Source organism: Pseudomonas anuradhapurensis (assembly GCF_014269225.2).
GTDB lineage: Bacteria > Pseudomonadota > Gammaproteobacteria > Pseudomonadales > Pseudomonadaceae > Aquipseudomonas > Aquipseudomonas anuradhapurensis.
The window spans coordinates 4193561-4210262 of record NZ_CP077097.1; the positions used below are offsets into that span (position 1 = coordinate 4193561).

A 16702-nucleotide genomic window follows, 5' to 3' on the forward strand; every position below is an offset into this window, starting at 1 on the left:
AAGGCCAACTTAGATGAAGCCAGGACGGCGCACTACTGACAAAAATACCAGTTGACGCAGCGGGTCAACGCACGCTCAAACCGCCGGACAGACGGGTGATCAACAGGCCTGGCACGCGTGCAAACCCTCGTGCCAGGCGATGTTGCGTGAGCGGGACGTCGTTGTCAGGCCACAGTGGCTGCTGCTTGCTTGTCACGCGGAGCCAGGCGCAACGTGTAATACAGCACCGTCAGCAGTACCAGGAACGCCGGGCCGATATACAGCGCCACGCGGGTATCTTCGAAGTACGCCATCAGGCCGACCACCAGCACCAGGAAGGCCAGCGCCAGGTAGGAGCTCAGCGGCCACAGCCACATGCGGTACTTCAGTGCCTTGCGCTCGGCGCTGCTGAGGCCGGCGCGGAACTTCAGCTGCGCGAGGAGGATCATCACCCAGGTCCAGATCGCGCCGAAGGTGGCAATCGAAGTGACCCAGACAAAGACCTTCTCCGGCACCAGATAATTGGCCAGCACGCCCAGCAGCAGCGCGCCGATCGACAGCAGCAGCGCATTGCGCGGCACGCCGTTCTTCGAGGTACGGGCGAAGGCTGCCGGGGCCTGGCCGTTCTGCGCCAGGCTGTAGAGCATGCGCCCGGTGCTGAAGATGCCGCCGTTGCACGAGGACAGCGCGGCGGTAATCACCACGAAGTTGATGATGCCGGCGGCGGTCTTGATACCGAGGCGTTCGAAGGTCATGACGAACGGGCTGCCCTGGCTGCCGATTTCGTTCCACGGGTAGATCGACAGGATCACGAACAGCGCACCGACGTAGAACAGCAGGATGCGCCAGAATACCGAGCCGATAGCGTGCGGAATGGTCTTCTGCGGGTTGCGTGCTTCACCTGCGGTCAAGCCGATCATTTCCACGCCCAGGTAGGCGAACATCACCATCTGCAGCGACATCAGCACGCCAGTCACGCCATTAGGCATGAAACCGCCGTTGCTCCACAGGTTGGAGATGCCCACCGCTACACCGTCATTGCCCAGGCCGAAGGCAATGATGCCAATGCCGCCAAGGACCATGGCGATGATGGTGACGATCTTGATCAGGGCGAACCAGAACTCGAATTCGCCGAACGCCTTCACCGCCACCAGGTTGACCGCGCCCATGCTGCCCAGCGCCGCCAGGGCCCAGATCCAACGCGGTACGTCGGGGAACCAGATGCCCATGTAGATGGCTACCGCGGTAATTTCCGCAACGCAGGTCACCAGCCACAGGAACCAGTAGTTCCAGCCGGTAAGGAAACCCGCCAGCGGGCCTAGGTAGTCTTGGGCATACCGGCTGAACGAACCGGCAACAGGATTGTGCACGGCCATTTCGCCAAGGGCGCGCATGATCACCAGGATGGCCAGGCCACCGATGATGTAGGACAGCATGATGGCTGGGCCAGCCATTTCGATGGCCTTGGCCGAACCGAGGAAAAGACCGACACCGATACAGGCGCCCAGCGCCATCAGACGGATGTGCCGTTCGCCCAGTTCACGCTTGAGCGGGCCGCCTTCAATGGCCTGGCCGTGGGCAGGGTGGTTGCCGACTGGCATAGCAATACAACCTCGTTTTGTTATTGGATTTGACCTTCGTGCAGCACCGGCCAGGCCGATAGACGTGGCGTTGGCTTGCCAAACTGACCTTGTGGGCCGGTCCGGGTGCCGGAATAGAGCGTCCGGCTGGGCGAAGGGGCAAGCAGTATAGGAAGACCGTTGTAGGGATTGTCGCTGTATATAGCGGAATAATCAGCGAGTTTTCCGGGGGCACACAGTGGCTCTGCAAACCGCCCCGGCACCATAGCAACATCGCTCGACGAAGAAACCCACACCAAAGCCGCATAGCCCCATGGCACTTTTCTCCGCTTCTTACAAATTTTTCACCTGCCCCACTCAACGTCTAAGCTTCAGACAAGCAAGACGAAATTACCTGGCCGGATACAAGACTATGGGCGCACTGTGGCAATCGGAACCAACCAGAACGGAAGCACCCGACCTACCTCCGGCCGAGACGCCACACCCCAAGTCACCCCGTCAACGGCGGCTATGGTGGCGACTGATCATCCTCATCCTGCTGGTGGCGTTGGTGGCCATCGGTTTCGCTGCGTATGACGAGTTCCGCACCTCCAACCTGCAATCGCGGGAATTCAGCAAGCTGGCCACCACCCTCACCTACTCGCTGCAGCCAGGCCCAAGCGATGCCATCATCTACCCCGGTGAGGGTCCGTTCGATAAACGCCTGGGCTACAGCGCCCTGGGTGAATTCCTGCCGCGCCTGCTCAAGCGCGACTACCTGATAAGCGAGCAGGTGCGGTTTTCGCCGGCATTGATGAACTATGTCGAGCATGGACTGTTCGCCCCCTACATCGAAAAGATCCAGGCCGGGCTGTCGATCACCGACTGCCGCGGCGACATGCTGTATCAGTACAAGTACCCGCAACACCTGTACCCGGACTTCGCGTCGATCCCGCCAGTGATGGTCAACAGCCTGCTGTTCATCGAGAACCGCGACCTGCTCGACACCAAGGACCCACGCAACAACCCGGCCGTGGACTGGCCGCGCTTCGCCAAGGCGGCCTACAGCCAGGTGGCCAAGTACCTGGCCCTGCCCGGCCAGTCCGCGGGTGGCAGCACCCTGGCCACGCAGCTGGAAAAGTACCGGCACTCACCGGACGGCCTGACGGTGTCGGGCGCCGAAAAGATCCGCCAGATGGTTTCTGCCAGCGTGCGTGCTTACCAGGGCGGCCCGGACACCACCGAGGCACGCCAGCGTATCGTGCGTGACTACCTCAACAGTGTGCCGCTGTCGGCCGTGCCTGGGCATGGCGAGGTGCACGGCATGGCCGAAGGCCTGCGGGTGTGGTACGGCGCTGATTTCGACCAGGTCAACCAGGCCCTGACCTCCACCGCCAGCGACCCCGAAAGCATGGCCACGCGCGGCCTGGCCCTGCGCCAGGTGCTGTCACTGATGATTGCCCAGCGTCGCCCCTCGCACTACCTGTCCAAGGGGCGGGTCGAACTGGCGGAACTGACCGATGCGCACATTCGCGTGCTGGCCGCCAACCAGGTCATCGACCAGCCGCTGGCCAACGCCGCACTGGCCAGCAAGGCGGTATACCGCGACTGGGTGGCGCAACCGACCATCGTGCCGATCGTCACCAACAAGGGCATCAGCCTGGCGCGCAACCGCCTGGCAGCCATGCTCAACCGCCCGCTGTACGACCTCGACCGCCTCGATCTGTCAGCCACCAGCACCCTGCAGGCCGACCTGCAGGTGCAGGTCAGCCAGTACCTGAAAAACCTTGCCGACCCCGCCTTCGCCGCGCAGATGGGCCTGATCGGTGAGCGCCTGCTGACACCCAAGACCACCGACCAGGTGAGCTACAGCTTTACCTTGTTCGAGCGTACTGCTGACGGCTCGCGGGTGCGGGTGCAAACCGACAGCACCGACCAGCCTTTCGACATCAACGAAGGCAGCAAGCTGGAGCTGGGTTCCACCGCCAAGCTGCGCGTACTCACCACCTACCTGGAGATCATCGCCGAGCTGCACGACAAGTACGCCGGCAAACCTGCCGCCGAGCTGAAGAAAGTCGAAGTCGCCGAACTCGACCGCATCACCCAGTGGTCGCTGGAATGGCTCGCGCAGAACAGCAAGAACCAGAGCCTGGACGCCATGCTCGATGCCGCGCTGGAACGCAAGTACTCGGCCAACACCGGCGAAGCCTTCTTCACTGGCGGCGGCATGCATGTGTTCAACAACTTCCGCAAGGAAGACAACAGCCGCAACCCGACCCTCAAGGACGCGTTGCGCGAATCGATCAACCTGCCGTTCATCCGCCTGATGCGCGACCTGGTGCGCTACGTGACCTACCAGCAGCCGTACAACCGCCTGCCGTTGCTCAAGGACGACAGCGACCCGCGCCGCCAGGAATACCTGGCCCGTTTCGCCGACAAGGAAGGCACCAACTACCTGATGCGCTTCTGGAAGAAATACCAGCGCAAGACCTCGCAGCAACGCCTGGACACCTTCCTCGACAGCATGCGCGTCACCCCGCAACGGCTGGCTGCGGTGCATCGCTACCTGTTCCCCGAGGCCGGGCAGGAAACCTTCAACGCTTTTGTCCGCGCCCACCTCAAGGGTGACAAGGCCGCCCTGGGCAAACTGACCGACGCCCGCCTGTCGGAGATGTACGACGCCTATGGGCCGGGCAAGTATGACTTGCCTGACCAGGGCTACATTGCCAAGGTCCACCCCCTGGACCTGTGGCTGCTCGGCTACCTGCTGAAAAACCCCAGCTCGACCTTGACTGAAATGGTCAATGCCAGCCGCTTCGAACGCCAGGAGGTGTATGGCTGGCTGTTCAAGAGCCGCCACCAGGGCGCCCGCGACAGCCGAATTCGCACCATGGTGGAAATCGAAGCGTTCCTCGACATTCACCAGCGCTGGAAGCGCGTGGGCTATCCGTTCGACCACCTGGTGCCCTCGCTGGCCACTGCCATCGGTAGCTCGGGCGACCGCCCCGCCGCCCTCTCCGAACTGGTCGGCATCATTCAGAACGACGGCGTGCGCCTGCCGACCTTGCGCATCGACACCCTGCATTTCGCGGCCAACACGCCGTACGAGACCAAGCTGGTCAGCGACCCGGACCGCGGCGTGCGGATTCTGCCGGTCGAGGTGGCACGGGCACTCAAAGGCGCCATGTCGCAAGTGGTGGATGCGGGCACCGCACGGCGTATTTCCGGCAGCTTCAAGCTGCAGGACGGTACGCCGCTGGTCATGGGCGGCAAGACCGGTACCGGCGACAACCGCATCGAAAGCTTCGGCGCCGGTGGCCGACTGATCGGCTCACGCTCGCTGAACCGTACCGCCACCTTCGTGTTCTACCTGGGCGACAACCACTTCGGCACCTTGACCGCGTTCGTGCCGGGGCGCTCGGCGGAAGCCTTCACGTTCACCTCGGCGCTGCCAGTGCAGGTGCTCAAGGGCATGGCTCCTATCCTCATGCCTTACTTGCAGCCGGGCAATCCGAATGAGTGCAAACCGCCACAGATGGCGGCGCAGGCCGGCAAACCGGCAGAGGACGCATCAAAAAACTAGATGATAATCATCCGCAATTACGGGCTTGTCTTTAGATATATCTTGAGTAATATCTTACGATATATCGAAAACGACGGAGCCTTGCCCCATGCGCGAACATTCCCCTCATGACCCCTTCGAGCGGCGCGCCGGCCGTGGCGAACGCGGCCCACGCGTTTTCGCCCCAGGCGACCTCAAACTGTTGATGCTGGCTTTGCTTGCCGAGCAGCCCGGCCATGGCTACGACCTGATCCGCCAGATCGAAAACCTGTTCGATGGCAGCTACAGCCCAAGCCCAGGTGTTATCTACCCCACGCTGAATTTCCTCGAAGAGGCCGAACTGATCAGCGGCCAGGCGCAGGGCAGCAAACGCCTTTATGTCATCACCGATGCCGGCCGCACCGCCCTGGCCGAACAGGCCGTCGCCCTGGACGGCGTGCGCATGCGCATCGAGGTCAGCAAACGCGCCCTGCGCGGCCACGACCGCCCGCCAGAAATCCATGAAGCGGTGGGCAATCTGCGCCATGCACTGCACATGCACAGTGGCCGCTGGACGCCTGAAGAAATCGAGCGGGTCCGCGACCTGCTCAACCATGCCGCCAAAGCCATCGCCGCCGGGCCGACCGAGCCTGTCAGGGAGACACCCCATGAGTGACACCATCTACCGCGTCAACCACGAGATCCGCCAACGCCGCTTGCAGGTATTGCGGGTTACCGAACTGACCCCGCGCATGCGCCGTATCACCTTGGGCGGTGCCGAGCTGCAGGGCTTTACCAGCGTCGGCAGCGATGACCACATCAAACTGCTGTTCGCCGACACGCCCGAGCAACAGCGGGCCATCGAAGCCCGTGACCTGGGCAAGGACGGTGACGCACGGCCGACCATGCGCGAGTACACGCCCCGCCGTGTCGACCTGGTGGCCAACGAACTGGACATCGATTTCGTGTTGCACGGCGATGGCCCTGCCTCGACCTGGGCCGCTCAGGCCGCGCCCGGGCATACGCTGGACATCGCCGGGCCGCGGGCTTCGACGGTGGTGCCGGATATCTTCGACAGCTACCTGCTGATCGGCGATGAAACCGCCATTCCGGCGATTGGCCGCCGATTGGAGGAATTGCCCGCAGGTCGCCAGGTGCTGGCGGTCATCCAGATCGAGGACGAACAGGAACGCCAGCCACTGCCGAGCAAGGCACAGGTGGAGGTGATCTGGGTACGTCGGCACCAGGAAGACCTGCTGGCCCTGGTGAAGAACCTGAGCTTGCCGCCAGGCCGGTTGTACGGCTGGGTGGCGCTGGAAAAAACCCTGACCCGCCAGGCCAAGGCGCTGTTGCTGGAAAAGGGCGTACCTGAAAATGCACTGAAGGCCGCGGCTTACTGGCGTGCCGATGGAACTGCAGACCTGTAGCGGCCTTGTGTCGCGAAAGGGGCCGCTACGCGCCCCATCGCGACACGAGGCCGTTCTTACACTTGAGCGCTTAAACGTCTCGTACCCCACCTGTCCAGCCCCAGCAGCACCAGCCCGATCCCCCAGAATCCCGCCAGCATCCCCAGGGCATTGCACAACACTTGCGCATATCCCAGGCTTGCTACGTCGATGAACGGGTAGGCATACACGCCAATCTGGCTGCCGCGCCACAGCGCATAGGCGAAATACACCATCGGGTACAGCGCCCATGCCGCCAGGTGCCATAACCGCAGCATGCCCTTGGGCGTTTCGACCCACCAGTACAAGGCAAACAGCACCGGCATGACATCATGCAGCAGCTCGTCCGCCAGCCACTGCCAGCCCTGCGGTTGCCACAGATGGCGCAGTAACACACTGTAGGCCAGCGCCACCAGCACGATGCTGGTGGCTACCGCCGAACTCACTGAAGGCGAGAGAAAGAAGCGCTTGCCAGCCCCTTCCCGGCCAAACGCCGCATAACTCAGCACCGTCGCCACCAGGGTATTGGTCAGTACGGTGAAGTAGCTGAATACGTTGATCAGGCCACCCATCAGGCTGGCCTGTTCCTGCCAACGCGCCAGCAGCACCAGGTACACCTGCACGGTCAGGCCGAACCAGCCCAGCACGGCCATGCCGGTCAGCCAGGGACGGCGTGGCATGTCAGGCGTTGCGCTGCAGTTTCACGTACAGCTGCTCCACTTTTTCCCGCGCCCAGGGGGTCTTGCGCAGGAAGGTCAGGCTCGACTTGATGCTCGGGTTGCTCTTGAAACAACGCACATCGACACGCTCGGCCAGGCCCTGCCATTGGTAGTGCGCCACCAGTTCAGTGAGGATCTGCTCAAGGGTCTTGCCGTGCAGCGCGTTGTGTTGGGCCGTGCTCATGCCAGTGCTCCGTAGGAAAGATGCGCACCTTACACGAGTGTAGCGGTGGGTGGGATCAGCCGTATCAACAGAGAAACCGCTGGCCAGGCAGGCAAACTTTGTGCTGAAATGGATATGTTATGTTGTAACATTACATAAGCACCTGCCAAGGAACGCCCCATCCCCATGCTGTACACACCGCTGCGCCTCTCGCCCCTCGCCGTCGCACTCTGGCTGAGCGCCTCGCCCAGCCAGGCTATGGAACTCGAACCTCAGGTCATCACCGCCAATCCATTGGGCAACCGCCAGCTGGCGACTCCCACTACCGTGCTGGAAGGCGACGACCTGCTGCAACAGCAGCACGGCAGCCTCGGCGAAACCCTGAACAAACAGCCCGGTGTCGCCTCTACCTGGTTTGGCCCAGGCGCCAGCCGCCCGGTCATCCGTGGCCTGGATGGCGATCGCATCCGCCTCCTGCGCAATGGTGTCGGCGCTCTGGATGCCTCGTCGCTGTCCTACGACCACGCCGTACCGCTGGACCCGGTCACCGTCGACCGGGTCGAGATCGTTCGCGGTCCGGCCGCCCTGCTCTACGGGGGTAACGCGATCGGTGGCGTGGTCAACACGTTCGACAATCGCATTCCGGACGCTCCCGTCGACGGCATCCACGGTGCCGGTGAACTGCGCTACGGCGGCGCCGATACCACCCGCAGCAGCGCCGGCAAGCTGGAGGCTGGCAACGGTGCCTTCGCCCTGCACCTGGATGCCAACAGCCGCCAGTTCAATGACCTGCGAATCCCCGGTTATGCCCGCAGTGGTAAGGTCCGCGACGCTGACGAGCCGGGCAGCAAGCACCGCCTGGAAAACAGCGACGGCCGCCAGGAGGGTGGTGCGCTGGGAGGGGCCTACCATTGGGAACACGGATACACCGGCCTGTCGTACAGCCGCTACGACAGCAACTATGGCTCCGTGGCCGAGCCAGGCGTGCGCCTGGACATGAAGCAGGACCATTACGCCTTCGCTTCCGAATTGCGTGACCTGGACGGCCCGTTTACTTCGGTCAAGGTTGATGCCGGCTACACCGATTACGAGCACCGGGAAATTGAACAAGGCGAGGTACATACCACCTTCAGGAACAAGGGCTATGAGGCCCGCGTCGAAGCCCGCCACCAGCCGCTCGGGCCCGTGGAAGGCGTGGTCGGGGCGCAGCTCAGCCGCAACCAGTTCTCCGCCCTGGGCGAGGAAGCCTTCGTCCCGCACACCGACACCGACAGCCTGGCGCTGTTCATGTTGGAGCAGTGGCAAGCTACCGAGCGCCTGAACCTGAGCCTGGGTGCGCGCCTGGAACACACCCGCGTGGACCCGGACGGCAAGGGCAACGAAAACTTCGCCGAGGCAGACAGCGCCAGTAGCTTCAACGCGTTCAGCCTGTCTTCAGGGGCGGTGTACCAGCTCGACCCGGTCTGGTCGCTGGCTGCCAGCCTTGGCTACACCGAGCGTGCCCCGACCTTCTACGAGCTGTATGCCAATGGCGCCCACGTGGCCACCGGTGCCTTTGAAGTCGGTGATGCCGGCCTGAACAAGGAAAAGGCCATTTCCACGGACCTGGCACTGCGCTTCGACAACGGTACCCACAAGGGTAGCGTCGGGGTGTTCTACAGCCACTTCCGCAACTATATCGGCCTGATCGGCACCGGCAACATTCGCGAAGGCGGGCATGACCACGATCATGACGAGGATGAGCACGACCACGATCATGACCACGACGGTTTCCCGGAATACCAATACCAGGGCGTACGCGCACGCTTCTATGGCATCGAGGCCCAGGACCGCTGGCAGCTGGTGGAAAACCGTTACGGCAGCTTCACCCTGGAACTATCGGGCGACTACACGCGGGCGAAAAACCTCGACAGTGGCGAGCCGTTGCCACGCATCGCCCCGCTGCGCCTGAACAGCGGCCTGGTCTGGGAGCTGGACCGCTGGCAGGCGCGGGTCGATATACAGCATGCTGCAGCGCAGCACCGCAAGCCGGCCGACGAAACCAGCACTGATGGTTACACCACTCTGGGGGCGAGCGTCGGTTATCGCTTCGACATCGGCAACAGCCAGTGGCTGGCGTTCGTACGCGGCGAAAACCTGACCGACCAGACCGTGCGCTATGCCAGCTCGATCCTGCGCGATATCGCGCCAGCACCTGGACGTAGCGTGGAAGTCGGGCTGCGTACCAGCTTCTGAAATAGCGGGGCTGCTGTGCAGCCCCTCTTCAGCCAATTGTTACCGATAGGAAAACAATTCACTGCGACAATTTGTCTTTTTTTCTTGCAACTTCCCCTATATCCTCCGCGCCGCAAGCTGAAACGCTTCATTTAACCAATCCTGTCGCCATTTCCATCGAGGGCCCTGCCTTTCGATGCGCTTGCCGTTTATTCAATAATCAGAAGATAGCGCTATCTCATGTTCCAACTGCCCAAAACCTGTTACATCGGCCTTGCCCTCAGTGCCTTGGCGACCCCCGCCGGCGCCAGTGAAATGTTCGCCAGCGAGTCCCCATGGATGCTCGGCGACTGGGGAGGCACCCGCAGCGAACTGCTGGAAAAAGGCTACGCCTTCACCCTCGGCTACACAGGCGAGATGGGCAGCAACCTGCACGGTGGCTACGATCATGACCGCACCGCGCGCTACAGCGACCAGTTCACCTTCGGCAGCCACCTGGACCTGGAGAAGATCCTTGGCTGGCACGACAGCGAATTCCAGCTGACCATCACCGAGCGCCACGGCGACAACATCAGCAACGACCGCATCAACGACCCGCGCGTCGGCGGTTTCACCTCGGCCCAGGAGGTCTGGGGCCGTGGCGAAACCTGGCGGCTGACCCAGATGTGGATCAAGCAGAAGTACTTCGACGGCGCACTGGACGTGAAATTCGGCCGTTTCGGCGAAGGCGAGGACTTCAACAGCTTCCCCTGCGACTTCCAGAACCTGGCCTTCTGCGGCTCGCAGGTAGGCAACTGGGTCGGCGGCATCTGGTACAACTGGCCGGTCAGCCAGTGGGCGCTGCGCGTGCGCTACAACCTCAGCGACGCCCTTTATGCCCAGGTCGGGGTGTTCGAGCAGAACCCCTCCAACCTCGAGTCGAGCAACGGCTTCAAGCTCAGCGGCAGCGGTACCCAGGGTGCGGTGATGCCGATCGAACTGGTGTGGAGCCCACGGGTCAATGGCCTTAAAGGGGAATATCGCGTCGGCTACTACTACAGTAATGCCAAGGCACAGGATGTTCTCAAGGACAACAACGGCCAGCCGGCAGCGCTCAGCGACGCCACCTACCGCAGCAGCTCGAGCAAGCACGGCGTGTGGCTCGGTGCGCAGCAGCAGGTGACTTCGCTGGCGTCCGACCAGTCGCGTGGCCTGAGCCTGTTCGCCAATGCCACGGTTCACGACAAGAAGACCAATGCCATCGACAACTATGTGCAGGCTGGACTGGTATTCAAAGGGCCCTTCGACGCCCGCGCCAAGGACGACATCGGTTTCGCCCTCGCGCGCGTGCACGTCAACCCTGCCTACCGCAAGAACGCCCGCCTGGCCAACCAGGCCGCCGGCCTCGATGACTACGACAACCCCGGTTTCCTGCCGGTACAGGACACCGAGTACAGCGCCGAACTGTACTACGGCATCCATCTGGCCGACTGGCTCACGGTACGCCCCAACCTGCAGTACATCCGCCATCCGGGCGGGGTGTCGCAGGTCGATGACGCACTGGTCGGCGGCCTGAAGATCCAGAGCAGTTTCTAACCCCCTTTTTGACCTGACGGAGAACCTACGATGAGCACTGAAGGTGCCAACACTGGAAGCCGCTGGCTACCGCGCCTGATTGGTGCGTTGCTGTTGCTGATGGGCCTGGCCCTGCTGGCCGGCGGCATCAAGCTGAGCCAGCTGGGCGGCTCGCTGTACTACCTGATCGCCGGTATCGGCTTTGCCTTGGCGGGCATCCTGCTGCTGGCCCAACGCCGCATTGCCCTGGGCCTGTACGGCCTGGTACTGCTGGGCAGCACCGTGTGGGCCCTGCTCGAAGTGGGCCTGGACTGGTGGCAACTGGTGCCGCGCCTGGCCATCTGGTTTGCCATCGGCGTGGTGCTGCTGCTGCCGTGGGCACGACGCCCGCTGATCGGCCCGGCCAGCAAGGCCAACACCGCGCTGCTCAGCGTTGCGGTGGTCGCTTCCGGCGCTTGCGCGCTGGCCAGCCAGTTCACCCACCCGGGTGAGGTGTTCGGCGAACTGGGGCGCGACAGCAGCGAAATGGCCAGCGCCGCACCGGCCATGCCCGACGGCGAATGGCAGGCCTATGGCCGCACCGAACATGGCGACCGCTATTCGCCACTGCGCCAGATCACCCCGCAAAACGCCTACCGCCTGGAAGAGGCCTGGCGCATTCGCACCGGTGACCTGCCAACCGAAAACGACCCGGTGGAGCTGACCAACCAGAACACCCCGCTGAAGGTCAACGGCATGCTCTACGCCTGCACCGCGCACAGCCGCCTGCTGGCCCTGGACCCGGATACCGGCGCGGAAATCTGGCGCTACGACCCGCAGGTGAAGAGCCCGGTCGGCACCTTCAAGGGCTTTGCCCACATGACCTGCCGTGGCGTTTCGTACTACGACGAAAACCGCTATGTCAGCCGCGACGGCAGCCCTGCGCCGAAGATCTCCGACGCCGGCCAGGCCGTGGCCCAGGCCTGCCCACGCCGCCTGTACCTGCCCACCGCCGACGCCCGCCTGATCGCCATCAACGCCGACAACGGCAAGGTCTGCGAAGGCTTTGCCAACCAGGGCGTGATCGACCTGACCACCGGCATCGGCCCGTTTACCGCTGGCGGCTACTACTCCACTTCGCCGGCCGCAGTCACCCGCGACCTGGTGATCATCGGTGGCCACGTCACCGACAACGAGTCGACCAACGAGCCGTCCGGCGTGATCCGCGCCTACGACGTGCATGATGGCCACCTGGTGTGGAACTGGGACAGCAACAACCCGGACGACACCAAGCCACTGGCACCCGGCAAGATGTACAGCCGCAACTCGGCGAACATGTGGTCGATTGCCAGCGTCGACGAAGACCTCGGCATGATCTACCTGCCGCTGGGCAACCAGACCCCGGACCAGTGGGGCGCCAACCGTACCCCGGGCGCGGAGAAGTACAGCGCCGGCGTGGTCGCCCTGGACCTGGCCACCGGCAAGGCCCGCTGGAACTACCAGTTCACCCATCACGACCTGTGGGACATGGACGTCGGTAGCCAGCCGACCCTGGTTCACCTGAAGACCGATGACGGCGTGAAACCGGCGATCATCGTGCCGACCAAGCAAGGCAGCCTGTACGTGCTCGACCGTCGCGACGGTACGCCGATCGTGCCGATCCGCGAAATTCCTGCCCCGCAGGGCGCGGTGAAGGGCGACCACACCTCGCCGACCCAGGCCCGCTCCGACCTCAACCTGCTCGGCCCTGAGCTGACCGAACAGGCCATGTGGGGCGCCACGCCGTTCGACCAGATGCTCTGCCGCATCCAGTTCCGCGAGCTGCGTTACGAAGGCCAGTACACCCCGCCATCCGAGCAAGGGTCGCTGGTCTACCCAGGTAACGTCGGCGTGTTCAACTGGGGCAGCGTGTCGGTCGACCCGGTGCGTCAGCTGCTGTTCACCTCGCCCAACTACATGGCCTTCGTGTCGAAGATGGTCCCGCGTGAGCAAGTGGCCGCAGGCAGCAAGCGTGAAAGCGAGACCAGCGGCGTGCAGCCGAACACCGGCGCCCCTTACGCAGTGATCATGCACCCGTTCATGTCGCCGTTGGGCGTACCGTGCCAGGCCCCGGCGTGGGGTTATGTCGCTGCCATCGACCTGTTCACCAACAAGGTGGTGTGGAAGCACAAGAACGGCACCACCCGCGACAGCACCCCGGTACCGATCGGCCTTCCGGTGGGCGTGCCGAGCATGGGCGGCTCGATCGTCACCGCCGGTGGCGTCGGCTTCCTCAGTGGTACCCTCGACCAGTACCTGCGCGCCTATGACGTGAACAACGGCAAGGAATTGTGGAAAGCCCGCCTGCCAGCGGGTGGCCAGGCCACGCCGATGACCTACACCGGCAAGGATGGCAAGCAGTACGTGCTGGTGACCGCTGGCGGCCATGGCTCGCTGGGCACCCGCATGGGCGATTACATCATCGCTTACAAACTCGCCGACTAAGCTTCAAAGCAGCAAGCTACGAACGAAAGCGGGGCCTGCACGGTCCCGCTTTTTTGTTGCCCCTGCAAGCGCGACGCTGAAGCTTGAAACCCCTTCTTTCACGCCCCATCTAAGCACCATAGTCATTCACGCAGGTGCCCCATGAGCGACCAGCAGGATTTCCCGGAACATCCCGACGAACACAGCGAAGTCGAACACACCACTCGCCAGGCCGAAACCGGCCACGCCCTCGCCCTGCCCGGCCAGCAGCTGCCGGACAAGGTCTACGTGATCCCGATCCACAATCGCCCGTTCTTCCCGGCCCAGGTACTGCCGGTCATCGTCAATGAAGAGCCTTGGGCAGAAACCCTCGACCTGGTGGCCAAGTCGCCAGACCATTGCCTGGCCCTGTTCTTCATGGACACCCCGCCGGAAGACCACCGCCATTTCGACACTTCGGCCCTGCCGGAGTACGGCACGCTGGTGAAGGTGCACCATGCCAGCCGCGAGAACGGCAAACTGCAGTTCGTCGCCCAGGGCTTGAGCCGGGTACGCATCCGCACCTGGCTCAAGCACCACCGCCCGCCCTACCTGGTAGAGGTCGAATACCCGCGCCAACCCGCCGAGCCGACCGATGAGGTCAAGGCCTATGGCATGGCGCTGATCAACGCGATCAAGGAGCTGCTGCCGCTCAACCCGCTGTACAGCGAAGAGCTGAAGAACTACCTCAACCGCTTCAGCCCCAACGACCCGTCGCCACTCACCGACTTCGCCGCCGCGCTCACCTCGGCCACCGGTAGCCAGCTGCAGGAAGTGCTCGACTGCGTACCCATGCTCAAGCGCATGGAAAAGGTCTTGCCAATGCTGCGCAAGGAAGTCGAAGTCGCGCGCCTGCAGAACGAGATCTCGGCCGAGGTCAACCGGCAGATCGGCGAACACCAGCGCGAGTTCTTCCTCAAGGAGCAGCTGAAGGTCATCCAGCAGGAGCTGGGCCTGACCAAGGACGACCGCAGCGCCGACCTCGAGCAATTCGAACAGCGTCTGGAAGGCAAGACCCTGCCGGACCAGGCACGCCGGCGCATCGATGAAGAGATGGGCAAGCTGGCCATCCTCGAAACCGGCTCGCCCGAGTACGCCGTCACCCGCAACTACCTGGACTGGGCCACCGCCCTGCCCTGGGGCATCTATGGCAAGGACAAGCTCGACCTCAAGCACGCGCGCAAAGTCCTCGACCAGCACCACGCCGGCCTCGACGACATCAAGGAGCGCATCCTCGAGTTCCTCGCCGTGGGGGCCTGGAAAGGCGAGATCAGCGGCTCGATCGTACTGCTGGTGGGCCCGCCCGGGGTGGGCAAGACCAGTATCGGCAAGTCGATCGCCGAATCGCTGGGCCGGCCGTTCTACCGCTTCAGCGTCGGCGGCATGCGCGACGAAGCGGAGATCAAGGGCCACCGCCGCACCTACATCGGCGCCCAGCCCGGCAAGCTGGTGCAGGCGCTGAAGGACGTCGAAGTGATGAACCCGGTCATCATGCTCGACGAAATCGACAAGATGGGCCAGAGCTACCAGGGCGACCCGGCGTCGGCACTGCTGGAAACCCTCGACCCGGAGCAGAACGTCGACTTCCTCGACCACTACCTCGACCTGCGCCTGGACCTGTCCAAGGTGCTGTTCGTGTGCACCGCCAATACCCTAGACTCGATCCCGGGGCCGTTGCTCGACCGCATGGAAGTGATCCGCCTATCCGGCTATATCACCGAGGAGAAGCTGGCCATTGCCAAGCGCCACCTGTGGCCCAAGCAACTGGACAAGGCCGGTGTGGCCAAGACCAGCCTCGCCATCAGCGACAGCGCCCTGCGCACGGTCATCGAAGGCTATGCCCGCGAGGCCGGTGTACGCCAGCTGGAGAAGCAACTGGGCAAGCTGGTGCGCAAGGCGGTGGTCAAGCTGTTGGACGACCCCGAGGCCAAGCTGAAGATCGGCACCAAGGACCTGGAAGCCGCGCTCGGCATGCCGGTGTTCCGTAGCGAGCAGGTGCTGGCTGGCAAAGGCGTGATCACCGGCCTGGCCTGGACCAGCATGGGCGGCGCCACGCTGCCGATCGAAGCCACCCGCATCCACACCCTCAACCGCGGTTTCAAGCTCACCGGCAAACTGGGTGACGTGATGAAGGAGTCTGCCGAAATCGCCTACAGCTACATTAGTTCCAACCTCAAGCAGTTTGGCGGTGACCCGGGTTTCTTCAACGAAGCGTTCATCCACCTGCACGTGCCCGAAGGGGCTACCCCCAAGGATGGTCCGAGTGCCGGCATCACCATGGCCAGTGCCCTGCTGTCGCTGGCCCGTGACCAGGCACCGAAGAAAGGCGTGGCCATGACCGGTGAGCTGACCCTGACCGGGCAAGTACTGCCGATCGGGGGGGTGCGCGAAAAGGTGATTGCGGCGCGGCGGCAGAAGATCTTCGAGCTGATCCTGCCGGAGCCCAACCGGGGTGATTTCGAAGAGCTACCGGACTACTTGCGTGAGGGCCTGACGGTGCATTTCGCCAAGCGCTTCGCCGACGTGGCAAAAGTGCTGTTCTAAGCTGTTCCGGCCTCTTTGCGGGTAAAACCGCGAAGAGGTCGCTGCCGGCAACACAAATCTCCTCGATCATCGGTTATCCTCAGGCCATCGCCAGCCTCCGGAGCCAACATGACCGCCCCTCGTCTGCTCGTTCCCATGAGCTTCGCCCTGCTTTCCGCCTGTGCCCAACAACCCACGCAACCCATCGAACTGGGCGCCGAAAGCGAATGCCCGACACGCCTGCAGGTGGGCCAGACCCTGACCCTGACCCTGCCCAGCAACCCGTCCACCGGCTATCGCTGGCGCATCGAAAACCCTGCCGCCAACGTGCTGCGCAGCCTCGGCCCGGAAGTGTACAGCGCCCCTGAAGAAGAGGATGTGGTCGGCAGCGCCGGCGTCTCCACCTGGCGCTACCAGGCCAACCGTGCCGGAGAGGCCCAACTGGTATTGGTCTACCAGCAGCCATGGGCTGCAGATGTCGCCCCGGTACAAAGCTTCGATTGCAAGGTCATTGTCCGCTGAAG

The 16702-nt window shown here is 63.4% G+C and carries 11 protein-coding genes; 8 read left to right on the forward strand and 3 right to left on the reverse strand.

Annotated features, from left to right (window positions below; genetic code table 11):
- Positions 1-164: 164 nt before the first annotated feature.
- Positions 165-1580 carry an amino acid permease gene (locus tag HU763_RS19210; RefSeq protein WP_186685145.1) on the reverse strand — a complete coding sequence of 472 codons (1416 nt, stop codon included), beginning with the start codon at positions 1578-1580 and terminating at the stop codon, positions 165-167.
- Between the two features lie 391 nt (positions 1581-1971).
- On the opposite strand from HU763_RS19210, the gene HU763_RS19215 reads away from it, so the two are divergent.
- From HU763_RS19215 to HU763_RS19225, 3 genes are all read left to right on the forward strand, one after another.
- Positions 1972-5121, forward strand: a complete 3150-nt coding sequence (locus tag HU763_RS19215; protein ID WP_186685147.1) for a transglycosylase domain-containing protein — start codon at positions 1972-1974, stop codon at positions 5119-5121.
- An 88-nt stretch (positions 5122-5209) separates the two neighbouring features.
- The gene (locus HU763_RS19220) at positions 5210-5755 is read left to right on the forward strand and encodes a PadR family transcriptional regulator (protein ID WP_186685148.1); all 546 of its coding nucleotides are present in this window, start codon (positions 5210-5212) and stop codon (positions 5753-5755) included.
- A complete protein-coding gene (locus HU763_RS19225) occupies positions 5748-6506 on the forward strand; it encodes a siderophore-interacting protein (protein WP_186685149.1) in 759 nt (252 codons plus the stop codon). The genes HU763_RS19220 and HU763_RS19225 overlap by 8 nt, the downstream gene beginning before the upstream one ends.
- A 56-nt stretch (positions 6507-6562) precedes the next feature.
- Here HU763_RS19225 and HU763_RS19230 read toward each other — a convergent pair whose 3' ends face one another.
- Both HU763_RS19230 and HU763_RS19235 read right to left on the reverse strand, forming a co-directional pair.
- Positions 6563-7204: a Pr6Pr family membrane protein gene (locus tag HU763_RS19230; RefSeq protein WP_186685150.1), complete on the reverse strand. Its 642-nt coding sequence runs from the start codon at positions 7202-7204 to the stop codon at positions 6563-6565.
- Position 7205: 1 nt separating this feature from the next.
- The gene (locus tag HU763_RS19235; protein WP_133332077.1) at positions 7206-7427 is read right to left on the reverse strand and encodes a VF530 family protein; all 222 of its coding nucleotides are present in this window, start codon (positions 7425-7427) and stop codon (positions 7206-7208) included.
- A gap of 165 nt (positions 7428-7592) precedes the next feature.
- On the opposite strand from HU763_RS19235, the gene HU763_RS19240 reads away from it, so the two are divergent.
- The 5 genes from HU763_RS19240 (at position 7593) to HU763_RS19260 (ending at position 16700) form a co-directional block, all read left to right on the forward strand.
- Positions 7593-9641 carry a TonB-dependent receptor gene (locus HU763_RS19240; RefSeq protein WP_186685151.1) on the forward strand — a complete coding sequence of 683 codons (2049 nt, stop codon included), beginning with the start codon at positions 7593-7595 and terminating at the stop codon, positions 9639-9641.
- Positions 9642-9860: 219 nt separating this feature from the next.
- Positions 9861-11195 carry a carbohydrate porin gene (locus tag HU763_RS19245; RefSeq protein ID WP_186685152.1) on the forward strand — a complete coding sequence of 445 codons (1335 nt, stop codon included), beginning with the start codon at positions 9861-9863 and terminating at the stop codon, positions 11193-11195.
- Positions 11196-11225: 30 nt separating this feature from the next.
- Positions 11226-13637 carry a glucose/quinate/shikimate family membrane-bound PQQ-dependent dehydrogenase gene (locus HU763_RS19250; protein ID WP_186685153.1) on the forward strand — a complete coding sequence of 804 codons (2412 nt, stop codon included), beginning with the start codon at positions 11226-11228 and terminating at the stop codon, positions 13635-13637.
- Between the two features lie 141 nt (positions 13638-13778).
- Positions 13779-16199 carry an endopeptidase La gene (gene lon / locus HU763_RS19255; protein WP_186685154.1) on the forward strand — a complete coding sequence of 807 codons (2421 nt, stop codon included), beginning with the start codon at positions 13779-13781 and terminating at the stop codon, positions 16197-16199.
- Positions 16200-16307: 108 nt separating this feature from the next.
- The gene (locus HU763_RS19260; protein ID WP_186685156.1) at positions 16308-16700 is read left to right on the forward strand and encodes a protease inhibitor I42 family protein; all 393 of its coding nucleotides are present in this window, start codon (positions 16308-16310) and stop codon (positions 16698-16700) included.
- Positions 16701-16702: the final 2 nt, after the last annotated feature.